The organism is Paraflavitalea sp. (genome assembly GCF_059502485.1).
In genome coordinates this window covers 1,584,939-1,608,021 of record NZ_JCACET010000008.1, presented here as the reverse complement: position 1 = coordinate 1,608,021, position 23,083 = coordinate 1,584,939, and the positions used below count along the sequence as shown (strand labels likewise).

At 47.5% G+C, this 23,083-nt stretch carries 24 protein-coding genes; 11 read left to right on the top strand and 13 right to left on the bottom strand.

Translation table 11 applies throughout. From position 1 onward, the window contains the following. Positions 1-146: 146 nt before the first annotated feature. Complete coding sequence (locus tag AC5JBY_RS09310; RefSeq protein WP_495904302.1) at positions 147-683, top strand: DUF922 domain-containing protein; 537 nt, start codon at positions 147-149, stop codon at positions 681-683. 1 nt (position 684) lies between these two features. On the opposite strand, the gene AC5JBY_RS09305 is transcribed toward AC5JBY_RS09310, so the two are convergent. The 3 genes from AC5JBY_RS09305 to trpS all read right to left on the bottom strand — a co-directional run bounded on the left by AC5JBY_RS09305 (position 685) and on the right by trpS (position 2,942). Next, a complete protein-coding gene (locus AC5JBY_RS09305) occupies positions 685-1,116 on the bottom strand; it encodes an energy transducer TonB (RefSeq protein WP_495904301.1) in 432 nt (143 codons plus the stop codon). 65 nt (positions 1,117-1,181) lie between these two features. Beyond that, on the bottom strand, positions 1,182-1,817 hold the full coding sequence (locus AC5JBY_RS09300) for a deoxynucleoside kinase (RefSeq protein WP_495904300.1): 636 nt from the start codon (positions 1,815-1,817) through the stop codon (positions 1,182-1,184). Positions 1,818-1,931: 114 nt separating this feature from the next. Beyond that, the gene (trpS, locus tag AC5JBY_RS09295) at positions 1,932-2,942 is read right to left on the bottom strand and encodes a tryptophan--tRNA ligase (protein ID WP_495904299.1); all 1,011 of its coding nucleotides are present in this window, start codon (positions 2,940-2,942) and stop codon (positions 1,932-1,934) included. Positions 2,943-3,000: 58 nt separating this feature from the next. Here trpS and gatC point away from each other — a divergent pair, with 58 nt between their 5' ends. The 3 genes from gatC to AC5JBY_RS09280 are packed head-to-tail and all read left to right on the top strand — an operon-like array spanning position 3,001 to position 4,608. Further along, positions 3,001-3,300: an Asp-tRNA(Asn)/Glu-tRNA(Gln) amidotransferase subunit GatC gene (gene gatC, locus AC5JBY_RS09290; protein WP_495904298.1), complete on the top strand. Its 300-nt coding sequence runs from the start codon at positions 3,001-3,003 to the stop codon at positions 3,298-3,300. Between the two features lie 33 nt (positions 3,301-3,333). After that, positions 3,334-4,038 carry an ABC transporter ATP-binding protein gene (locus tag AC5JBY_RS09285; RefSeq protein WP_495904297.1) on the top strand — a complete coding sequence of 235 codons (705 nt, stop codon included), beginning with the start codon at positions 3,334-3,336 and terminating at the stop codon, positions 4,036-4,038. 9 nt (positions 4,039-4,047) lie between these two features. Continuing rightward, on the top strand, positions 4,048-4,608 hold the full coding sequence (locus AC5JBY_RS09280; RefSeq protein WP_495904296.1) for a cob(I)yrinic acid a,c-diamide adenosyltransferase: 561 nt from the start codon (positions 4,048-4,050) through the stop codon (positions 4,606-4,608). On the opposite strand, the gene AC5JBY_RS09275 is transcribed toward AC5JBY_RS09280, so the two are convergent. Then, positions 4,605-5,255: an ABC transporter ATP-binding protein gene (locus AC5JBY_RS09275; protein ID WP_495904295.1), complete on the bottom strand. Its 651-nt coding sequence runs from the start codon at positions 5,253-5,255 to the stop codon at positions 4,605-4,607. The two genes, AC5JBY_RS09280 and AC5JBY_RS09275, sit on opposite strands and share 4 nt — an antisense overlap. A 289-nt stretch (positions 5,256-5,544) precedes the next feature. On the opposite strand from AC5JBY_RS09275, the gene AC5JBY_RS09270 reads away from it, so the two are divergent. Next, positions 5,545-5,766, top strand: a complete 222-nt coding sequence (locus AC5JBY_RS09270; protein ID WP_014221625.1) for a DUF2795 domain-containing protein — start codon at positions 5,545-5,547, stop codon at positions 5,764-5,766. Positions 5,767-5,868: 102 nt separating this feature from the next. Here the strand turns inward: AC5JBY_RS09270 and AC5JBY_RS09265 are convergent, their stop codons facing one another. The 6 genes from AC5JBY_RS09265 to AC5JBY_RS09240 form a co-directional block, all read right to left on the bottom strand. Beyond that, the gene (locus AC5JBY_RS09265) at positions 5,869-6,681 is read right to left on the bottom strand and encodes an enoyl-ACP reductase FabI (protein WP_495904294.1); all 813 of its coding nucleotides are present in this window, start codon (positions 6,679-6,681) and stop codon (positions 5,869-5,871) included. An 86-nt stretch (positions 6,682-6,767) separates the two neighbouring features. Continuing rightward, positions 6,768-6,980, bottom strand: coding sequence for a hypothetical protein (locus tag AC5JBY_RS09260; protein ID WP_495904293.1), 213 nt, complete (start codon positions 6,978-6,980; stop codon positions 6,768-6,770). 241 nt (positions 6,981-7,221) lie between these two features. Beyond that, positions 7,222-8,880 (bottom strand): DNA repair protein RecN, encoded by a 1,659-nt coding sequence (gene recN / locus AC5JBY_RS09255; protein WP_495904292.1) that lies wholly within the window; start codon positions 8,878-8,880, stop codon positions 7,222-7,224. Positions 8,881-8,941: 61 nt separating this feature from the next. After that, positions 8,942-10,429: a tetratricopeptide repeat protein gene (locus tag AC5JBY_RS09250; RefSeq protein WP_495904291.1), complete on the bottom strand. Its 1,488-nt coding sequence runs from the start codon at positions 10,427-10,429 to the stop codon at positions 8,942-8,944. 75 nt (positions 10,430-10,504) lie between these two features. Then, positions 10,505-11,260 (bottom strand): zinc ribbon domain-containing protein, encoded by a 756-nt coding sequence (locus AC5JBY_RS09245; protein WP_495904290.1) that lies wholly within the window; start codon positions 11,258-11,260, stop codon positions 10,505-10,507. A 24-nt stretch (positions 11,261-11,284) separates the two neighbouring features. After that, positions 11,285-12,382, bottom strand: a complete 1,098-nt coding sequence (locus AC5JBY_RS09240) for a Nif3-like dinuclear metal center hexameric protein (protein WP_495904289.1) — start codon at positions 12,380-12,382, stop codon at positions 11,285-11,287. A 500-nt stretch (positions 12,383-12,882) separates the two neighbouring features. Here AC5JBY_RS09240 and AC5JBY_RS09235 point away from each other — a divergent pair, with 500 nt between their 5' ends. The 3 genes from AC5JBY_RS09235 (at position 12,883) to AC5JBY_RS09225 (ending at position 16,644) form a co-directional block, all read left to right on the top strand. Continuing rightward, the gene (locus AC5JBY_RS09235; RefSeq protein ID WP_495904288.1) at positions 12,883-14,043 is read left to right on the top strand and encodes an HlyD family secretion protein; all 1,161 of its coding nucleotides are present in this window, start codon (positions 12,883-12,885) and stop codon (positions 14,041-14,043) included. A gap of 38 nt (positions 14,044-14,081) precedes the next feature. Further along, a complete protein-coding gene (locus tag AC5JBY_RS09230) occupies positions 14,082-16,244 on the top strand; it encodes a peptidase domain-containing ABC transporter (RefSeq protein WP_495904287.1) in 2,163 nt (720 codons plus the stop codon). Between the two features lie 73 nt (positions 16,245-16,317). Further along, complete coding sequence (locus AC5JBY_RS09225; protein ID WP_495904286.1) at positions 16,318-16,644, top strand: helix-turn-helix domain-containing protein; 327 nt, start codon at positions 16,318-16,320, stop codon at positions 16,642-16,644. A 381-nt stretch (positions 16,645-17,025) separates the two neighbouring features. Here AC5JBY_RS09225 and AC5JBY_RS09220 read toward each other — a convergent pair whose 3' ends face one another. Together AC5JBY_RS09220 and AC5JBY_RS09215 are read right to left on the bottom strand one after the other, a co-directional pair. Next, positions 17,026-17,307, bottom strand: coding sequence for a hypothetical protein (locus AC5JBY_RS09220; protein ID WP_495904285.1), 282 nt, complete (start codon positions 17,305-17,307; stop codon positions 17,026-17,028). A 187-nt stretch (positions 17,308-17,494) separates the two neighbouring features. After that, positions 17,495-17,662, bottom strand: a complete 168-nt coding sequence (locus AC5JBY_RS09215; protein WP_495904284.1) for a bacteriocin — start codon at positions 17,660-17,662, stop codon at positions 17,495-17,497. A gap of 164 nt (positions 17,663-17,826) precedes the next feature. Here AC5JBY_RS09215 and AC5JBY_RS09210 point away from each other — a divergent pair, with 164 nt between their 5' ends. Beyond that, positions 17,827-18,411, top strand: a complete 585-nt coding sequence (locus tag AC5JBY_RS09210) for a hypothetical protein (protein ID WP_495904283.1) — start codon at positions 17,827-17,829, stop codon at positions 18,409-18,411. 60 nt (positions 18,412-18,471) lie between these two features. Here AC5JBY_RS09210 and AC5JBY_RS09205 read toward each other — a convergent pair whose 3' ends face one another. Then, on the bottom strand, positions 18,472-20,898 hold the full coding sequence (locus tag AC5JBY_RS09205) for a hypothetical protein (RefSeq protein WP_495904282.1): 2,427 nt from the start codon (positions 20,896-20,898) through the stop codon (positions 18,472-18,474). Between the two features lie 168 nt (positions 20,899-21,066). Between AC5JBY_RS09205 and AC5JBY_RS09200 the strand changes: the two genes are divergently transcribed. Together AC5JBY_RS09200 and AC5JBY_RS09195 are read left to right on the top strand one after the other, a co-directional pair. Then, a complete protein-coding gene (locus AC5JBY_RS09200; RefSeq protein ID WP_495904281.1) occupies positions 21,067-22,575 on the top strand; it encodes a carboxypeptidase M32 in 1,509 nt (502 codons plus the stop codon). 50 nt (positions 22,576-22,625) lie between these two features. Then, a complete protein-coding gene (locus AC5JBY_RS09195) occupies positions 22,626-23,048 on the top strand; it encodes a hypothetical protein (protein WP_495904280.1) in 423 nt (140 codons plus the stop codon). The last annotated feature ends 35 nt before the right edge of the window (positions 23,049-23,083 follow it).

Sequence of the window (23,083 nt, the reverse complement as noted above, 5' to 3'; positions counted from 1 at the left end):
CCCTGTGGATTTAGCACGGCCTCAAACGATTACTGCTATAGGAACTCTATCCCATTAAATGGATAGAGTTTTTTTTATGCCTGCAAACCTGCCGGTGATTACCTTCGTCTTGATTATTTTTGGGAGAAAGATTTTTAGCTAAAGACATGCTCACATCTATTTTTACCTTCCTGCTGGCAGCGCTCACCAGTGTAGAACAGGCCAACGCCAACCTGATCGAGTGGACAGCCACCAGGAAACTTACCTGGGACGACTTTAAAGCCCCGGCCGACCCTGCCTCCACCAATGCAGCGCTTACCAGCAGCTCCATCAACGTAGAATTTGGCTACGATGACCAGGAATTGCAATTCAGCATCAAATGCCGGTTCGACAAGAACAAGTCGTGGGTACGTGTTCGCAACATCCCCATCCTGCAGCATGAACAAGGGCATTTCGATATTGCCGAACTCCACGCTCGTAAGCTCTACCAGGCTCTGAAAGGTTACCACTTCAACGCCAAAACAGTCAGCGACGATGTGAACAAGATCTACGACAGCGTGATGGTGCTACACCATGCTGCCCAGAATGAGTACGATAAGGAAACCGATTTTTCCCGCAACAAGGAAAAGCAGGCTGTGTGGCTCAAGAAAATAACTGATGACCTGGTGTCGCTGAAGCAATACGCTGCCTACAATCATAAATAGCCTACTCTGCCGGCACCACAAATATTACCGGCATCTTCTTATAGCTTTTTACTGAACGGCCACATTGGTTGGCGGGCTGCCACAGCCCCTTGTAGCCTTTAAATATTTTCAACGCTCTTTCTGCCAGGTCGTAGCCGGGATCATTATCTGCTTTTATATCAGACAGTTTACCGTGTATATCAAGGATGAAGCTGATCTGTACTTTATAGGTGCCGGGAGGAATGGCCTTTCTCAGCGCTTCCGGTAACACCGTACTCTTTTTCATATAATTGGTCCACTCCTGTATGTTGGTGCCTCCGTCAATTTCTACTTTGGTAAATATCTTATCTACCTCTTCTTCTGTGGATGCTTTCTTTGTATTCTTTTGCGCAGCAGCACTGGTTACCATACAGCAAATAATGCATGGTACCAGGAAATACCTGGCGATATTCATACAAATAAGTTTTGGGTTGCTGGTAAGATGCATTACACCAGCAATTCCACAAATCTGTTACTACATTAAAACAAGCCGTACAATTGGGAATCTATGCGGCGGATGATGTCTCCGAGGTGTTCTTCGTTTTCGGGGAATTTGTTCTTGTCGATATCGATTACGAGTAGTGGACCTTCTTTATAACCATCGATCCATTTATTGTAGAAGTCGTTGAGGCGCTTCAGGTAGTCGAGGCGTATATTCTCTTCATATTCCCTTCCCCGCTTTTGTATCTGGGCTACCAGGGTAGGTACCGATGCTTTGAGGTAAATGAGCAGATCGGGTGGCTGCACCATGGATTTCAATGTTTCAAAAAACAGGAAGTAGTTATCGAAATCCCTTTTGCTCATCAGACCCATCTCATGGAGGTTGGGCGCAAAGATGTGCGCATCTTCATAGATCGTTCTGTCCTGTACTACAGTTTCGGTGCCGCGGTGAATATCCAGCAACTGGTTCAGGCGGCTATTGAGAAAGTATATCTGAAGGTTAAAGCTCCAACGGGGCATGTCCTCATAAAAATCAAACAGGTAAGGATTGTGGTCCACATCTTCAAACTGAGGTATCCAGCGGTAATGTTTACTCAGCAGTTCTGTAAGGGTAGTCTTTCCAGCACCAATATTTCCTGCTACAGCTATATGCTTCGGTTTTTTGCTTTTTGCCATCGTAATTAGTTCATAGAATCAGATCCTGTTTCCCTGGCAATGAGCCTGGGAAGAATGGACCAAAAATTTAAGGTATTACTTCTTTTTGGTTTTTGGTGGACGGACCTGGAGTTTTTAATAATAATTCAGCCCCATTGCTGTACGTACCAGCTGCATGGTTGCCTTCGCACTGGCAGTGGCTTTTGCAGCGCCTTTCTCCATCACCTCTTTGAGGTATTGCTCATCATTACGGATGGCTTCTGCCTTTTCCCGTATAGGGGCAATGAAACGAACCATATCCTCTCCCAGTTGCTTTTTCAGATCACCATAGCGGATAGTGCAACTGTTATAATCGGCTTCAAATTTCTTAACCACTTCTTCGCTACTTACCAGTTGCAGCAGGAGGAAGATGTTTTCAATGTAGTCGGGCTTTGGAGAATTGGGTACAGTAGGCCCACTGTCGGTTTGGGCCTTCTTTACTTTATCGATGATCTGTTTATCGGTATCCGACAGGTAGAGTGTAGCATTCTGGTTCTCGCTCTTGCTCATCTTGCCGGCGCCATCGAGGCTGGGCACTTTCACGAGCTGTGAGCCATAGTTGAAAGCGAAAGGCTCGGGGAACACCTCACCATAGCGGTGATTGAAACGGTTTGCATAAGTGCGCGCCATCTCCAGGTGTTGCTCCTGGTCTTTGCCCACCGGTACCAGTTCGGCCCGGTGCAGCATGATGTCTGCCGCCTGCAATACTGGATAAGTAAGCAATCCGGCATTGATATTATCGGGTTGCAATTTGGCTTTGTCCTTAAACGTAGTAGTTCTTTCCAACTCACCCATATAAGCCAGCATATTCAGGAAAAGATACAGTTCAGATGTTTCGTATACGTGGCTTTGGCAATACAAAGCCGCTTTATCGGGATCGAGGCCGCAGGCAATATGCTCAGCCAGTACACGGTGAATATTGGTCTTTAGCTCCTTGGTATCAGGATGGGTGGTCAGCGCGTGAAGGTCGGCCACCATGAAAAAGCAGGGATATTCCTCCTGCATACGCACAAAATTCCGCAGCGCCCCAAAATAGTTCCCGAGGTGTAAAAAGCCGGTGGGACGAATGCCACTCATAACGATCTGTTGCTGAACACGCTTTTCCATAAGAGCGCGAAGATAGGAATTTTGGTCTACGACCTGCTTTTAGCTATTTTTGTTTGGTATGGAAGTCAATGACGCATTAGTGGAAAACCTCGCCAACCTGGCTCGTTTGCAGTTCAATGAGGGAGAAAAAGAAATAATCAAGAACGACCTGCAACGAATGATCCATTTTGTCGACAAACTGAATGAACTGGACACCACGGGTGTAGCCCCCCTGTTACACATGACGGATAATGAGAATATCTTGCGGGAAGACGTGTTACAGGGCTCTATATCAAGGGAGGAAGCTGTAAAGAATGCCCCCGATACTGATGGCGTATTCTTTAAAGTGCCCAAAGTGATCAGGAAGTCTGAAGTCTGAAACCTCGGCAATAAAAGCAACTACAAGTAAATTATGCACGCAATCATCCACCTGGAAGAGATCCGTAAGAGCTATTTCATGGGCAAACAGGAAATCCGTGTACTGAAAGGTATCAACCTGGATATCCTTAAAAATGAATATGTGGCGCTGATGGGCCCTTCCGGTTCGGGAAAGAGTACGCTCATGAATATATTGGGCTGCCTGGATACCCCCACTGCCGGTAAGTATGTACTGAACGGACAGGATGTGAGCAAGATGCTGGATGATTCGCTGGCCGAAGTACGCAATAATGAGATCGGTTTCGTATTCCAGCAGTTCAACCTGCTACCCCGCCTTACCGCTCTTGAAAACGTGGCACTACCACTGGTGTATGCCGGCATACCCAAAAAGCAGCGGATCGAGATGGCGATGGATGTGATCAAGAAGGTAGGACTGGAAGAAAGAAGCCACCACAAACCCAATGAACTTTCGGGTGGTCAGAACCAGCGGGTAGCTATTGCCCGGGCACTGGTGAACAGCCCCTCTCTTATATTGGCCGATGAGCCTACCGGTAACCTCGATACCAAAACCTCCATAGAGATCATGGACATCTTTGGCCAGATACAGGCCAGCGGCAATACCGTAGTACTGGTAACCCACGAAGAAGACATTGCCAACCATGCCCACCGCATCGTACGTTTACGGGACGGCGTTATCGAAAAAGATGAACGCAAGGCGGGCCACGCAGTACATGCTTAATTAACAATTATGGCTTTCAAGATATACACCAAGACCGGTGACAAGGGGAACACCTCCCTGATCGGTGGTACCAAAGTGCCCAAATCGCACCTGCGGATTGAAGCCTATGGCACTGTAGATGAGCTGAACTCGTATATCGGCCTGTGCCGCGACCTGCTCACTGATGAGACAAGCAGGGCCACTTTACAGGAAACACAGGACCGCCTGTTTACTGTTGGCGCGGCGCTGGCCTGTGATCCTGCCAAGGACACTAAAATGCACATTCCCGATCTGAAGGATACAGACATTCAATTCCTGGAAAAGGAAATAGACCGTATGACGGATGTTCTGCCCCCCATGAAGAACTTCATTCTGCCGGGTGGCCATGCAACTGTATCACAATTGCACATTGCCCGCTGCGTATGCCGCCGGGCCGAACGCTGCTGCGTAAGGCTGGAACTGGAAGGAGAGCAAGTGGAAGGCATTATTATACAGTACATCAACCGCCTCAGCGATTACCTGTTCACCCTAGCACGCTTTGCCGGCCAGCAATTACAAGCCCCTGAAATACCCTGGAAACCGCGGGTTTAAACGATCTTCCCGTCTTTCATGTGCAGGATCCTGTCGCTCATCTGCGCCAACTCCTCGTTGTGCGTCACGATCAGGAAAGTTTGATTGAATTGCTTACGTAAGTCGAAGAAAAGCTGGTGCAGTTCCCTTGCATTGGCCGAGTCGAGGTTGCCCGTAGGTTCATCGGCAAAGATGATCTTGGGATTATTGATCAGCGCGCGCGCTACCGCCACCCGCTGCTGCTCACCGCCCGAGAGGGCATTCGGCTTATTGTCCACCCTGTTCCCCAATCCCAATGTTTCCAGGAGGTGTACCGCCCGCTCCGCCACGTCTTTTTTGCGGCGGCCAGCCATCCAGCCGGGTATGCAGACATTCTCCACCGCTGTAAACTCAGGCAGTAAATGATGGAATTGGAATACAAACCCAATGTGTTGATTGCGGAAATTCGCCACCTGCTTATCATTGAGGAAATTGATCCGCTCGCCATTGATCCTGATCTCCCCCTGGCTGGGGTGGTCCAGCGTACCCAAAATATGGAGTAAAGTACTTTTTCCGGAGCCGGAAGGCCCTACAATGCTGGCTATTTCCCCTTGCTGTATGGTCAAATCTACCCCTTTTAACACCCAAAGCTGATCGTAATATTTATGTATGTTGGTGGCCGTTAACATGAATTGCGCGTTGTAAAGAAAGCGTCAAGATACTACAAACCATCGGCTTCAGGCCCGGTAAACAGGCATGGCAAATTTTTTAAGAAAATGTTGTTCCCACTTTTCAAAGATTGATTTGGTTTTTTCGCCAAGAAAGTTACTTTTGCGAAAAATTACCGGGTACCGTTTTTGCCTGCCGGAATGAAATCCGGAACCATGCAACACTTCCCGGGAAACAATTGTTAGGGTTTTGCTGACCTGTTGTAAGCGATACAGGTAGAAACCCGGATAAAAATTAAAACGGCCACTCATGTTTTGGACACTTGAATTAGCATCATATCTTGAAGACGCACCCTGGCCTGCTACCAAGGACGAGTTGATCGACTACGCTATCCGTAGTGGCGCCCCCATCGAAGTAGTGGAAAACCTCCAGGAGTTGGAAGACGAAGGAGAGATTTACGAGGGTATTGAAGACATCTGGCCCGACTATCCGAGCCAGGACGACTTCTTCTTTAACGAGGATGAATACTAAAACGTACTGACAACTTATTAAAAAAGCGGACTATTGAAGTCCGCTTTTTTTATTCTTTTCTAAACCGGTCTGGCCGCTTCGAGCGGCCTGACCGATTGAAGTTTATTTCTCCATTTGCTCGATCACGGCCTGTGTAACGCCGGTGAAAGAGAATCCACCATCGTGAAACAGGTTCTGCATCGTTACCATTTTGGTAAGATCGCTGAACAGGGTTACGCAGTAATCGGCACAATGATCAGCATCGGCATTACCCAGGGGGCTCATTTTCTCTGCATAGCTGATAAATCCATCGAAACCTTTCACACCACTACCGGCTGTTGTTCTTACCGGTGACTGGGACACAGTATTTACCCTTACTTTTTTACGAACGCCATAGTGATAACCAAAGTTGCGGGTCACTGCTTCCAGCAGGGCCTTGGCATCAGCCATTTCGTTATAGTCGGGGAACACACGCTGTGCAGCGATATAGGTGAGCGCAACCACGCTGGCATGCTCATTCAGCGCATCCATATCCCAGGCTGTACGCAATACGCGGTGCAGGGACATAGAAGATATATCGAGTGTTTTCTGGTTCCAGGCATAATCGATCTCTGTATAATGTTTACCCTTGCGTACGTTCATACCCATTGCTACAGAGTGGAGTATAAAATCAATACCGCCGCCAAAGTGCTTCATGGCTTCTTCAAACAGCTTCTTCAGATCATCCATATTGGTTACATCTGCAGGGATCACCGGAGCATTGGTAGTTTGGGCCAGTTTATTGATCTCTCCCATACGCATGGCTACCGGAGCATTGGTCAACACCAGTTGTGCGCCTTCTTCATGGCAACGTAATGCAGTTCTCCAGGCGATGGATTTTTCATCCAGCGCACCGAATACGATCCCTTTTTTTCCTTTGAGCAGGTTGTACGACATAGCGGGTCTATAGTTTATTGTTTTTGTTGATGGTTCCCGGATATTGTTTAAGCGGCGTAAAAATAGGAATATTTGACTATTAAACATCAGCGGAGCAGCCTATACGCCTCCAGCAGCCCCCATAAGCCGCCCAGGATTATACATATATTGATGGTGATGAGTGAGCAGGAATAGAACAGCAATTGCCAGATGTTTTCACTACCCTTGATCTTTTCATTAAAATACCGGTAAGCCACAAAACCTATTAGTAATGCGATACTACCCAGCAAAGGAAACAGCAGTATTTTGAGGATAAGCATGGTAAAGATGACTATGGGAGCTTAAAATAAAACTTAGTCAGTATAACGATCGCGATACACGTATAAAATAATGTGAAAGCTGCCAGAATAACGAGGTAAGCCAAAAACCTAACGACCGATTCCTTGGGACGCGTAAGCTTTAAAAGATATTTGTTAACGAAATACCCGGGCAGCACGCCAAATACAGCCAGGGTAATTAACAGGAAGGGATTATCGAATATAGAAGGGAGAAAAGGTATCATTAGTTCATCACCATTTCACGGGCGTTTTCCAATGCTGCTGCTGTAGGCTTTTCACCACTGAGCATTTTGGCAATAGCAGTGATCCGCTCCTCCTGCGTAAGTTGTTTAATGTTCGTTTTGATGGTATCCCCCTTGATCTGCTTGTAAACAAAGTAGTGAGCATCGGCCTTGCCAGCTATCTGCGGCTGGTGGGTAATGCTGATCAATTGCCGCTTCTTAGCCAGGTCTTTCATGATCACACCAACCTGCTTGGCGGCCTCACCCGATATACCGGTATCGATCTCATCAAAGATGAGCGTACCGAGATCAAGCGATTGCGCCACCAGCGATTTGATGCACAGCATCAACCGGCTCAACTCACCACCGGAAGCCACCTTACGGATAGGCTCGAAGCGGTTGCTCTTGTTGGCATCGAACAGGAACTCGATCGTATCGAGGCCATGCGTTTGCAAATTATCCGTTTGTTGCGCGTCTACCTGCAAGCGGGCATTGGGCATACCTACCTGCGCCAGCAGTTTATTTACTTTATCCTGCAAAGGCTTGATCTGCTTAACGCGGTTGGCAGAAATATTTTTAGCCACTGCCAGGGCTTCCTGCTGAAGCTGCTGCACCGCTTTTTCTTTCTCCTGGATAGCTTCGTCGATGTTCAACACCGCCTGCAGCTTTTCTTCGAGCGATCCTTTAATAGCCAGCAACTCTGCAGTTGTTTTTACGCCATGCTTTTTCAACAGCTTGTAACCAACCGTCATGCGGTCATTCAATTGCTCGATCTTTTGCGGATCATATTGCACATGATCATTGATGCGCTCTACCTCATCCGCTATATCCTGCAGTTCAATTTGTGCCGACAACAGCCGTTGCAACAATGCAGGCAGATCGGCATGGTAACCGGTAAAGCCTTGTAGCTGGTTGCACAATGACTTAAGCTGCTGCACCATTGGCTGCTCACCTTCGTTCAGTTCATACGACACTTTGGTAAGGGCGCCTTTTATACCTTCTGAATTGCTCAGTAGCTTTAAAGTAGCATCCGTTTCTTCCAACTCATTTTCTTTCAGGCCCGCTTCTTCCAGCTCATCGAATTGGAACTTATTATAATCGTATTCTTTTGTGAATTGATCTTTCTGCTGTTGCAGTTCATTCAACGCCTGACGGCTATGTTGCCATTGCGTATACAGTGTGCGGTACTGTTGCACTAATGTGGCATGACCGGCCAAAGCATCGAGCACATCTCTTTGGAAATCGGAAGCACCGAGATCGAGCGTATCGAACTGGCGATGCAGGTCTACCAGCAGCGAACTAAGCTGGCGCAACTGCTCCAGGTTCACCGGTGTATCGTTTACAAATGCCCTTGATTTGCCATTAGCAGCTATCTCGCGGCGGATGACCAGTTCTTCTTCTGTGTCCAGGTCGTTTTCTTTAAGAAAAGCCTTTATCTCTTTCCGCCCGTTGGTATCAAATGTACCTTCTGCTACACTTTTCTTGGTGCGGTCCAGCAGCACGGAGGAGTCTGCCCGGTCGCCCAGGATGAGCGACAAAGCTCCCATCAGGATAGACTTACCCGCACCGGTTTCACCAGTAATAATATTTAGTCTAGCCGAGAAGTCAATTTCTATCTCGTCAATAATGGCGTAATTCTGAATAAAAAGTTTCTTAAGCATAGGAAAAACAACGATGGGGCAAATTAGCTAATCCGGAAGTATTTCTGCAAAGATGTTATCCTCATTCCTTGCATCGGGCGATGCCGGACTTGGCCCGCTGGTCGAGGGAGTTTTTGAAGTCATGGTCTTTCATGCTAATACATCTTTCAAACCAGGAGATGGCGGTCTTTTTGTCGTTCCGTGCTTCATAAATAAAACCAATATGAAGGGCTGCCCGGGCAGCAAAATACTCTTTACGGGTTTCGCCAATGGCAATAGCCTCTTTATAAAAAAGGATGGCATCGTCATCTACACCGAGGTCATCGTACAGGCGGCCTACCCGATAGGCAAACTCCAGCTTTTCTTCCGTCTGGGCAAAGTCCGCCGTTGTTTTACCATGTAGCATACGCAGGGCCTCCCGGTGATAACCGCCATCGTTCAGTAGCCGCGCCTGTAGCAACAAGCGGTTAGGCCAGCGGGTGGCTTTGGCTTCTTTTTGCGCCAGTTTGTCGGCATCCGTTTCGGCATTGCCTTTGTTCAATATCTCTTTACGGTACCAGTCTGCTTTTGCTTGATCGTTTTGCAGGTAGTAATGCCAGCTCAACTTCAGCAACACATCCTTCACATAGAACTTCCCTTTGAAGTTGCGGATAAAGTTCTCGAAATAAATATGAGCATCCGGCTCCAGGTGATGCAGCTTGGCATAGCCCATTTCGAGGTCCCATATTGCCGTAGGCATATAGCCCGCAGCCCTGCTTCTTGCTTCCAACACTTGCTTTGCTTTGTCTGCCTGCTGGTTGTTGAGGCTGAGATTGGCGGCGAGATAGGTAAACAGGTGATTGTTGACTATATCCAGCTGTTGCTGACCGATAAATTCAGCTACACCTTTTTTATCGTTGTTGAGGTAGAACTGCAGGTAGCAATAATAGAAGATGGCTTCTTCATGAAAGAGCTGTGCCCATTCATCTTTGCCGTTGAGGAATTGCTTTACGCGGTCCATCCCTGCCTTCATATCACCCTTCATACCCAGCAGGTTGCTAAACCATTTATAACCATCGGGAATAGTGGCGGTCACCATCTGCATGGCGCCATAATACAACAGGTTGGGGGAAAAAGAAGGCCAGTTCTTCAGGTTGTCTTTCGCCTGCAGAAATGACCGGCGAAATTCCCACCCTGCATCCCAACGTTCGCCAAACTTGACGCGGATGGCTGCCCACTGAAAATGCAATATCGACTTGGTATATAAGTACAGCGGTGAATCTTCCGGCCCTTCATTCATCAGGTCCAGCCGGTCGTCGAGGTGATCGATACGCTTTTTATATTCAGCCTGGTCTTCGTTGAAAAAGAGGGTGAAGAAATCAATGTAGTTTTCTAAGAAGTAAGGTATGAGGTTATTGGGATGCTGTGCCTTTTCTGCATTCAACAACTGTTGACCGCTTTCTAATTTTAGCTGAATGATCTCTTTATAAGCCTGTCGACAGGTAGCATTGAAGTCGAAGGTTTTCTGCGCCAGCGCAGGGAGGGATAGCAGGCATAACAGGAAGATATGACAGCATAACCGGTAATTCATAGCAATGCAATATAGTACAAATAAAAAGGCGTTCATTGCTGAACGCCCTTTATAGTATTTAAGGCACAAATGATCTTATTTAACCTCAACACTGTCAAACAGGTCGCGGTCTACCAGGATACGACCACAGTTTTCGCAAACGATGATCTTCTTGCGCTGGCGGATCTCGCTCTGGCGTTGAGGAGGAATAGCGTTGAAGCAACCGCCGCAGGCATCGCGCTCAACAGGTACTACAGACAGACCGTTGCGGTAGTTCTTGCGGATACGGTCGTAAGAGTTCAACAAACGCTCTTCTACCTTTTCACGGGCATCAGAAGACAGTTTATTGAAGTGTGTTTCTTCTTTTTCAGTAGAAGCGATGATCTTTTCCAGTTCACCTTTCTTGGTGCCGAGTACGCCTTCTTTATTACCAATGTTCTTTTTGGCTTTGTCGAGGACTACTACTTTCTCAGCAATCTCTTCGTTGGCATCGCGGATGTGTTTTTCAGCCAGCTTCATTTCCAGTTGCTGCATTTCGATCTCTTTGTTGATCGCTTCAAACTCGCGGCTGTTCTTTACGTTCTCGCTTTGCTTCTCGTATTTCTTGATCAGAGCTTCAGCTTCTTTGATCAGATTCTTTTTGTTGGAGATGAACTCCTGAATACCGTTGATCTCTTCTTCGATCTTTGTCTGACGTGAGTGCAGACCTGCGATCTCATCTTCCAGGTCACTTACTTCCATCGGCAACTCACCTTTCAATACCTGGATCTCATCTATTTTGGATTCAATCTTTTGGAGGGAAACCAGTGAGGATAATTTTTCCTCAACAGAATACTCTTTTACGTTAGCCATATATGCTGTATGGTTTTTTTATTTTCAGACGAAGTAACGTACCGGATTGGTTTTCACTTCGCTTTTAAGGACGGCAAAGGTAGTGAATTTTTCCTGCAAAACAGTAATTAGGAGGTCGGTGGTAAACTGCTCGCTCTCATAGTGGCCAATGTCGGCGATCACCATCCGGTCGTTGGCGTCGAAAAACTCATGGTATTTCATGTCGCCGGTGATGAAAAAATCGGCCCCGGCCGCTAAAGCCCTGGAAACCAGGAAACTGCCAGCCCCGCCGCACAATGCCACCTTCCTTACCGGTTTATCGAGCAGGGGCGTATGCCGGATGACGGTAAGTCCGAACTGCTTCTTAATCAACGCTAAAAAGTCTTTTTCATCCTGGAGGTCAGGTAGCTCCCCGATCAACCCTGCCCCGATACCCGGGTGGGTATTGGCCAGGTCCACCACATCGTAGGCCACCTCCTCATAGGGATGGGCAGCAATCATGGCCTTGACCATGGTGCTTTGCAGCCAGGCCGGGAAAATAACCTCAAGCTTTACTTCTCTTTCCTCATGCCGCTCACCGGGTTGCCCCACAAAGGGATTGGAGCCTTCCCCACCCTTGAAGGTGCCGGCGCCTTCCACGTTAAAGCTGCACTCGCTGTAATTGCCAATATGCCCACCGCCGGCGGCAAAGAGGGCGGCTCTTACCTGCTCGGCCTGGGCCAGCGGTACAAAAGTGAATAGTTTTTTGAGGGTAGCTGCCCTGGACTGCAGGGCGGTTCTTTTTACCAGTCCCAACTTATCGGCCATCATACCATTGACCCCGGTGATCACATGGTCCAGGTTGGTATGAATGGCGTAGATCGCGATATCGTGCTTAATGGCGGCAATCACTGCCTTTTCCACGTAGTTCTTGCCGTTGATCTTTTTCAGCCCGCCAAAGATGATGGGGTGATGGGCCACTACCAGGTTGCACTTGCGGGCTGCCGCTTCAAGGATCACGGCTTCCGTGGCATCGAGGGTACAGAGCACCCCGGTACACTCCCAGCCGGCATCGCCGGTAAGCAGACCGGCGTTATCATAACTTTCCTGCAGGGAAGGAGGGGCAATCGACTCCAGGTAGGCGGTGATGGCTGCAATGTGCATAGGTTGAAAATTATAGCCAAAGATAACAAGCTGAGGCACTTAGCGCACCGTATAGATGGGTTCGTCACAACTACTTAACATAATTAAACTACAACTCATTGACAATCTGCATTGTATCTCCTATCCATGTGTCAACCATGTGTCAGAGATGTGTCTGTCATTGGTAAACACCCCCTTTTGACACATGGGTGAGGCCAGGTTTGCACAGCTATAGACAAAGGTTCTAAAGTATCAATCGCAGTTTTAAAATAGAGAGGCCCGGATTAATTTAAAACCTACGCGGATAAATTATACACACCAGATTTAAAATAAGGTCGTTTCATCCTGTTATATTATTTTTGAATTATATGCAATCCGTGTTAAACACTGTTGCAAGTACGCAAAGCGCCTGACCTATCTCTGATGTAGCAGACCTCACTCCTTTTTTCGGATCATTCTGTGTTTGATACCTGTTTGTTATTGACCTGCCTGAACTGTTTGTAAAACCAAACCGACGTTTCATGCCCAGAATTTTCCCGGCAGCAATGATGCAGGATTCTGCCTACTCCTGGTTGCCCAAAGTGCAACCTAAGAGCCAAATAATCTATACCCTTGTATTGGGTGCCGTAGTGGCTACCCTGCTGGCTGCTATTTTTATTAAAGTAGATGTCTCCGTCAATGTGCCCGGTATCATCCGGCCTTTCTCCGAAAAGTCTGAACTGCGCAGTCTTGCCAGCGCCAACATTGCCGCCGTAATGGTGAAAGAGGGTGACCATGTGCAGGAAGGTCAATTACTGCTGCGCCTGCAGCAGGATGTAACCAACGACAAACTCGACCAGACAGGCTTTGAGTTATCTCAGCGCGAAACACACATGCACGACCTGAGCCTGCTGGCCAAAGGTGCTGGGCCTGCCAAACTCTATTCCAACCTCTACAAACAGCAATACTTCGGCTTCCAGGCCAACATGGCCGAAAAGCGTTCCGTAGCGGAAAAGCTGAAGTCGGATTACCAGATGTACAGCAAACTGTATGATGAAAAGGTGATCGCTAAAAAAGAATACCTCGAAAAGAAATATGCTTATGAACAGGCAAAGGCGATATACGATGCAGCCATAGCTTCCCAAAAAAGTCAGTGGCAGCAGGAACTGGAACGCCTGCGCCTCGAAAGCCGCCAGCTACAGGCCGGTAAAAAGCAACTACAAAAAGAAAAAGACCAGCTGGAGATCAGGGCCCCGGTAAGTGGCACCGTTCAACAGTTTGCTGGCCGCTATACAGGAGGTCCCGTACAGGCCGGCGAAATGCTGGGCTACATCTCTCCCGATTCGGGCATGATGGCAGAAGTATATGTATCACCACAGGACATTGGCTACATCTATGCTGGTATGACGATCAAATGCCAGGTGGATGCCTTTAATTACAATTCCTGGGGCATACTGCCCGGTAAAGTACAATCGGTAGACAACGACTTCACGATCGTCAACAATACACCGGTATTCAAAGTAAAATGCCTCCTCGATAAAAACAGTCTGCAGTTATCCAATGGCGTTAAAGGGAACCTTAAAAAAGGGATGACCCTCCAATGCCGCTTTATCCTCGCCCGCCGGGGAATCATGCAGCTATTATATGAAAGAGCCGATAGCTGGCTGAACCCCCATTCGGCCAATACAGACAATAAACAATAATCTTCTTATTTACCCGAACCAACACTTTATCCAATACCATGAAAAAAGCGATCAAAGTAAAACAGCATGACATTACTGACTGCGGAGCAGCCTGCCTGCAATCTGTAGCAGCCTACTATAACCTGCAATTGCCGATTGCCACCATCCGTCAATATGCAGGCACCGATACCAAGGGCACCAATGTACTGGGCCTTATTGAAGCAGCCCAAAAGATCGGCTTCGATGCCAAAGGTGTAAAAGGGCCTTTCGATGCTCTCTTCAATATGCCCGTGCCAGCTATTGCGCACGTGGTGCTCAACAAGCGCCTCAGCCATTATGTAGTGATCTATAAAGTAACCAAAGACTACGTGCAGGTGATGGACCCTGCCGACGGTGAACTGCACCCTTATCCACATGAAGCATTCAAAGAAATATGGACTGGCGTGATCATATTGCTGATGCCAGCACAAACCTTTCAGGAAGGCAATGAAAAGATCTCGCACCTGCGGCGCTTCTGGCTGCTGCTTCGGCCACACAAGGAAGTTACCGGACAGATCATCTTTGGCTCTGCCGTATACACCATATTGGGTTTATCCACCTCACTATATGTTCAAAACATTGTAGACCATGTATTGATTGGCGGCAACACCCGCCTGCTGAACCTCATGGGCATTGTGATGTTGCTCATACTGTTGCTACAGTTATTTATCGGCGGTTTCAAAAGCATTTTTGCGATGAAAACAGGGCAACAAATCGACGCACGACTGATACTGGGTTATTATAAACACCTGCTGAAACTGCCCCAACAGTTCTTCGATACCATGCGGGTGGGTGAGATCACATCACGCATTACCGACGCAGTCAAGATCAGGGCATTCATCAATGAAACGGCAACCGGACTGGTGGTCAATATTTTCATTGTGGTCTTTTCTTTCCTCGTGATGTTCTTTTACCAATGGAAACTGGCGCTGCTGGTGCTTACCATTATTCCCATATATGTGTTGTTGTACATGGCGAGCGACCGCTTCAACAAGAAGTGGCAACGCAAGCTGATGGAGCATAACGCCGAACTGGGCAGCCAGTTGGTGGAATCACTGAATACCATCAGCACCATCAAGCGTTTTGGACTGGAAGAGCATGCAAACATGAAAACAGAATCGAGGTTCATACGGCTACTGCAAACGATTTACCGGTCCGGCATCTTTAATATTTATTCGGGCAGCGTTGCGAGCTTTGCCACCAGCCTGCTGGTAATAGTACTCTTGTGGACAGGGGCTTATATGGTAGTGAATCGTAGCCTGAGCGCCGGCGAGCTGCTTTCTTTCTATGCGCTCATTGGTTATTTTACCGGGCCTGCCATGAGTATTATAGGCGCCAACAAAAGCATGCAGGACGCTTTGATAGCCGCCGATCGTCTCTTTGAGATCATGGACCTGGAGCAGGAGGATAGTACCAATAAGATCAAACTGGCGCCGGGGGTAACAGGAGATATCTCGTTTCATGATGTGGGATTCCGCTATGGCACCCGTGCAGAAGTCTTCAAACAATTCAACCTCATTATACCGGCGGGCCGCATTACTGCTATTGTAGGTGAAAGCGGCAGTGGCAAGTCGACCCTGATGTCGTTATTACAAAATATCTATCCGGTGCGCAGTGGTCATATCAGTATTGGTGGCAAAGACATCAAGTACCTCGATATGGAAAGCCTGCGGCAGCGGGTGAGTGTAGTACCACAACAGGTTGATCTGTTTGCCGGTACCGTATTGGAAAATATTGCAGTAGGCGACATTGAACCGGATATGCAACGTGTACTGAACATTGCCACCGAGCTGGGCATTGTTGAGTTCATCGAGCAATTGCCCAGCGGTTTCAATACCTGGCTGGGCGAACATGGCGCTACCTTATCAGGCGGACAGCGCCAAAGGCTGGCCATAGCCCGTGCCCTCTACCGGCAGCCGGACATCCTGATCATGGATGAAGCTACCTCTTCCCTCGACCCTATTGCCGACCAACTGGTGCAAAGCACCATGCAGCGATGGAGAAAAGCAGGAAAGACCATTATCATCATCGCTCACCGGTTGAGCACGATCATCAAAGCCGATAAAATTGTAGTACTCAAGAACGGACTATTGCATGAGGAAGGTTCGCATGAAGAGCTGTTGGCCAACAAAGCGATGTATGCACAGCTATGGGAACAACATCAGGGCGTAGTCACTGTTTGAAGGGGCTATCAGCACACAGCCACGAACCGTTGATCGATCTGTGTTAGCGCCATTATCCAAATATATTCTTTACATGAAAAACAAAGCCCGCCGGCAACGCCAGAAAGGGCCTGTGAAAAAACCAAGTGAAACTATGTTACAGCAAACGATATCACCTACCGAGTTAATTGCCACGCAGATCAGGACGTTGCGCCGAAACCGGGAATACTCGCAGGAATATATGGCGCTGATGTTGCACATATCGCAGAACGCTTACAGCCGGTTGGAAAACGGCAAAACACCTATTACACTCGACAGGTATTATGAATTGTGTCAGATACTCCAGATCAAACCTTCTGAATTGATGGACATGGTAGAGCTACCGAAGCCCAATACCGTGTGGCGCAGAAGCAGCTATTAATATTATTTCTTTTAAAACCTTTACAGCGCATCATATACAAGGTTGTTTGGCTTACTAACGATGAGACGCTTTTCGTTTGCGATGCAAGCGAAAAGAGTCTCATCGTTTTAAGTTATAGCTAACCTCTTTTAGTAACCTGCATTATTTATCCCTTTCAATCGCACAGGCTCCCCTGCAACAGGTAGGGACATAAAAAAGGCCGGCGCAAAAGCCGACCTTTATAGGCTACAGAATAAAATAAATTCTGGTTGCCCGTCACCGTCCAAGTGAATACGTTAATATCACCAGCTCCTAACCGGGCACTGAAGCCCTTTCAGTATAACTGATGTCCGGGAATACGGGTCCCCTGGGGGTGAATGATGTACTAATAGCAAGAAGCGATTAGATAGTAGGCAGGTTGATGCCATTGAGCAGACCAGCCAGACCAGTCAGCAAGGTGTTAACACCCAGACCAGCTTGATTCAGTGTGCTACCAGCACCAGCACCAGCGAGTGTAAGCGCGTTGCCTAAACCGGTAGTAACACCACCTACACCAGTAAGTGCATTACCAAGGCCAGTCAGCAGGTTGTTAACGCCAGTCAGCGCGCCATCCAGAGGACCACCGCCATTGATAGCTACTACTTCTGTTTCAGACAGAGCTGAGAATTGTGCAAAGTTTGTCATAAAAAAATTGGTTAAAAATGAAAGGAATCTTTTACGCGATAAAATTCCCTTTAATCCATCTATTAACCTAACCACTATATGTTTAAATTATAGCCGTAGGTTGTAACATCGGCAGCAGCATTCAGTAATTGAAATAAAAAAAGGCCGGTTGTGCACCCGGCCTTCCTGACTAATATTCCCGACATCCTTATACAGGCAAATTAATTGGCAGGCCCAGAGAAGCCAGCAGTTGTTGAAGGAGCGTCAAGATGGGCGAAAGCAATGGTCCCAGGATAGGAAGTCCATCCAGTAAGCCACCACCGTTTACTTCCATCATCTCTTTCTCTGTCATAGGAGAGAACTGATTGTTTTTCATAATCGTACTGTGTTTAAGTGGATAATGATGTTTGGTCCCTTAAAGTTGACATAAGTGTACGGAGTAACCTAACCGTAGCATGGATAAATTAAACCTTCTGGTTTTAAAAGAGGCAGGCACATAAATTGTATAGATTTGTGCTATCCAACCATAAAACAACCAAGATGCGCACGACCTTGCTGATCTTATTGATAATGGTATTGGCCGGAGCTGGTATGTATTACTTTGCTACTCAGAAGAAAACGCTTGCTCCCTACGATACGATTGCCTTGCATGATACACCCGATTCTATCCGCCAAAAGCTGCGGATCTTTGCCGCTTACAACCCTACAGAGGTCACCTACCGCGATAGCGGCTGGTACCAGCAGGATTCCATCCCATTGAAAGAGATATCACTGGACAGCGCCGTCAATGCTTTTGATAAAAACTATAAGTCGGTTACCTTTTACCTGGACTATGCCCATGCCTGGTTTTATGATGTAGAAGTCAATAAGTCGCAGGACATTCCTTACAAGATCAGTTTTGCTGTCAACAGCCTGCGGGATACGCTGCAAGCCAGCGGCATCATCGATGATCAGCAAAGTAAACAACTGCGGCTTAACGGGCCTATGATGAAGATGTACAATGCTTTTTTACTTACTTATAATAGCAAGTTGCCACCATCACCGCCCGATTCCACCCAGGATTCGAGTCAGCAGGCACCACCCGCTACCCCGGCCACCAAAACCATTACAGTGATCAGGAAATAAATAAAAAAGCCCGTTACAACTATTTGCTGCAACGGGCTACTCATTTATTATTAACAACTCTTACTCAATCAACTTCTCCACCCGCGTAAGGCGGCCCTCTTCGTTCATGCCTTCGAGGATCACTTTGATACGCTTGGTAACATCATTGTTGTAGAAAGTGATGGTAACACGACGGGCTGATTTATCAGTAAGGATGTAGGGAGACCAGTATAAAGTAGTACGCACGTCGGCTACTTCAAACAGGTCATTCTCTTTGGAATAATCAGGAGAATAAAACTCTTTTAAAGAAGCATATCCAGCCAACAGGTTCTTTTCCATGCCACCTGGTATAGCTGCATTGTTTGTCTTTTGATCATTGCCCTTGCGGGTATAGATCGCGATAGCGCCACCTGCACCACCACCGGAAGCGCCAAAGAAAGGCGGACGGAAAGCTTTCACATACGCAATATCCGTTACAGGGATGTTCTGGATCGTCTGGGCATCCACTGGCATTTCATCGAGGAATATGGAAGTGTTGGACTGGCGCCAGGTCAACGTAGGACCATTAGGACCACTCATGTTGATCTGCAAACCAGCCACCCTGCCCTGCAGGTACTGGAATATATTCTGGGCCGATTGGGCAAATGGATCATTGACCATATCGAATGAAGTAGCATCACCACCGGCAAATAGACCACGGGCGTATTTCTCGTCCATCAGGTCTTTGGTAGATTTCTGTTTGGCCTTTACCGTTACTGCTTCGAGGGTCTTTATACGCTTATCGATCTCGGGCCGTATACGTTCTGCTTCGGCAGCAATAAACTTACTGCGGTTCAGGGCACTGGTATCGAGCGGCACCGGTATGCGCCAGGTTGAATCCAGTGGCAGCGTACCCGGGTTTCTTAAAGTACCATTGTTGAAGTTGACCACAGCCCTTTCCGTAAGTCTTTTATCCTTGTTGAACTGATAATACAACTTCACCGTATCAAAGAATATCAATCCATCTTCCTTGAACTGCGCACGCGCATCCAACGGTAAAGAGAACAATTGACGGGAAGAGTCTTTGGCTTCCATGAACATATTGAGGGTGGAGCCTGGCGGTACCTGGCTGTTTGCAACACCCAACACCTCACCACGTAGCGACAGGAAATTATCACGTTGATATTTAAGCACCGGCAGTTTACCAGCGGCAAGGTCTTGCCACTTGAAGCGGCGCCAGCCATTGGTAAGCATCACCAGGTCGAGGTAATAACGGGTGGAGTCGTCTACCACATTAAAGTAGTAAGAAGGTTCATACACGCGCCCTTTAAGATCACCGGTAAGTAAGAGGCGTGAAATGATATTGTCTTCCCCTTTATCGGCCATAGCCGCATCGGTGATGGAAATAGATAAGTTCGACCGAAGGGTATCCGGCACTTCAATGGTGATCGTGTTTTTGCCGCGCTTATTGGTGTTCTTCACAGCAGGGCTAATGGTAGCATCGAATACATAATCTTCTTTATTGAGAAATACAATGCGCTCGGCAAGTGGCTGCCAGTTGGCATCGAACAAAGTCATTTCAAGGATACCACTGGGCAACTCCGAAATCGGAATGGTGCCACTGGTCATGAAGTTGTTGGTAAGGTTGATGGTAGCTTTGTACACCACCTGCTGATACATATTACCAACGAGGTAGAGCTTCTTCAGCTCAGGTCCGGCATTGGCAGAACGCTTGATGATAAACGACTGCAGCTTTTCGGAACCGATCATTTGCAGCAAAGCGCCATTGGGCCTGGATGCCGGCAGATCAGTCTTATACGATTTGCCCTTCTCGTCTTTCCACTCTGCATAATAGGTGGTATTGGGAGCTGGCTCCAGCTCAAACTTGCCCATGCCATCATGTAAGCTGGTAAAGGAAGCTACTTCCTTCCCTTTAGCATCTTTTACGACACCTTTCACGCCAACCGGAGCACCGAACTTATCGGTAGCCTTAAATGCTACCGGATTGGACAGCTCGGCGATCATGTCGCCTCCTTCAGGAAAGAAAGTGATAGAAGTCTTGTTGTCGGCAGGCGTTTTATCAGCCACTGCGTTTTTGCCAACGATGCGGATATTCTTACTGTACACGAATGCTGTATCAAAGTTCAGCATCCAGGTAGTATAGGCTTTAAAAATGAGCGAGGTGTTGGTAGTGGTAACCGGCAGGTCGAATGAACCAGCGGTACTGGCCTCGAAGATGGGTGTGATCTTTCTTTGCAGCACTTTACCCGTGGCCGGGTCTATCAGCTCCGTATAAAAGTTATGGCTAAGGCCCGAAGGCAGCAGGCCGGAAAACAAATAGGCTTTGAACCAGATCGTCTCGCCGGGGTTATACAGCGCCTTATCGAAATGGATATGTACTTTTTCCTGCGGAAAACGTTCGCCATACACATTGATCATGGAATCTATTTTTTGTGCATGAACGAACCGGGGTGTAACGGATAAAACGAACAAAGCCAATAAGGTATAAAAGACGGATGCGTATTTCATGTAAAGTTCTTCTTGTTAACAAATTAATAGCTTTATTGCCTTAAAACCGATTAAATTTTGTCTATGGATTGTTAAAGCTTTTCACATTTCAGCTACATGACAATAAAATAGGCTACGTATCAAACATTTTCGGACTTTAGCGGCCGGTTTATTATAAAAAGACGATCTATGACGCAAACTCCTTCGGACAAACTCTACCAGCAATACATCGACACGATGCGCAAGATAGCCGACATCCGTTATGCTTCGGCTTTATTACAGTGGGACCAGGAAACCTACCTGCCGCCGAAAGGCGCCGCCATCCGCGGGCAGCAGATAGCCACCTTGTCGGAAATAGCCCACCAACATTTTACCGATGATACATTGGGCGGATTGTTGCAGGAGCTGAACGGCCGGAATGACCTGTCGGTAGCGGAAAAAAAGAATGTATCACTTACCTGGGAGGATTACTCCAAACAAAAGAAGTTCAGTCCCGCCTTTGTAAGGGAGCTGACAGAGACCATCAATAAGAGTTTTCACAGCTGGCTGGAAGCCAGGAAGGCCAATGACTTTGGGTTGTTTGCCGGTGACCTTTCAAAGCTGATCGTGCTGAAGAAGCAGGAAGCACAGCTGCTCGGTTATGAGCGCCATCCCTACGACGCTTTATTGAATGATTACGATAAAGGCTCCAATGTGCAACTCCTGGATGGTGTGTTCAACACCATCAGACAGCCATTAAAGGATATCCTAAACCAAATACAATCGCGCCCGCAGGTAAGCAATGAGTTCTTACATCGCCACTATCCCAAAGACAAGCAATGGGCTTTTGGTATGCAGGTACTCAAAGACCTGGGCTATGACCTCGAGGCCGGACGGCAGGATGTTTCGGAGCACCCTTTTACCATCAACTTCAACAGCCGGGATGTGCGCGTCACTACCCGCATCGATGAGAATGACCTGGGCAATATGGTATGGAGCTGCATCCATGAAACGGGACATGCACTGTATGAGCAGGGATTGCCCGATGAAGCCTATGGCCTGCCACTGGGCGAAGCGGCCTCATTGACGATTCACGAATCGCAATCGAGGCTGTGGGAAAATCATGTGGGCCGCAGCAAGGCATTCTGCGAACACTACTTCCCTATATTACAACAATACTTCCCGGAACAATTGAAAGATGTAACGGTGGAAACATTCTACCACGGCATCAACCAGGTAGCGCCTTCGCTGATCCGCACAGAGGCCGATGAAGTGACTTATCATTTTCACGTGATGATCCGTTACGAACTGGAAAAACAACTGTTGGGAAATACATTGTCGACTAATGATATCCCTGCCTGGTGGAATGAACATTACCATCAGTACCTCGGCGTACAGGTGCCTGATGCCAAACGGGGCTGCCTGCAGGACGTACACTGGAGCCATGGCAGTTTTGGCTATTTCCCTACCTACAGTTTGGGCAGTTTTTATGCCGCTCAGTTCTATGCCAAGGCATCAGCAACCATCGATGGTCTTGAAAATCAAATACAAAGGGGTGAAACAGGGCCTTTACTGCAGTGGCTGCGCACTGGCGTACACCAGCATGGCAGGATGTATACCAGCGAACAACTGAGTGAACAGGTTAGCGGGGAAGTACTCGATATTCAGCACTTTTTAGGGTATTTGCTTGACAAATACAGAGATATTTACAAATTTTAAGGTATGAGCGGGTAGCTCACGCTGCCCGCTTCCTTACAATATCCGTAAATATGAAAACACCTGTACCCGTAATCCTGGTATTATCATTATTGATAATTACCCTTCCCTCCTGTCAAAAGTTTATTGACAAACAAAAGGAGAAGATGGCCATGAACATCATCACCAATGGCCAATGGTATGTAGAGCAATACTTCGAAGACGCTAACAATGTTACCAGCGATTTCCTGAATTATGAATTTCAGTTCAAAGAGGACCGTACTGTAACAGGCACCAGGGGTGCAGAATCACACGCAGGCACCTGGACTGAAGATGTTGCCACCCTTTCTATTACTTCTCAATTCCCTACTGCCCCTGCCCCACTCACGAGATTGAATGGTATTTGGAAATTTAAGGACAGTACCCCGGAATATGTAAAAGCTGAAATGACTACTGCTACGGGTAAAAACGTGCTGCACTTGCGTAAGAAACCATAAAGAGATTAAAATTTGCCCGCAGCGACCATTTGACA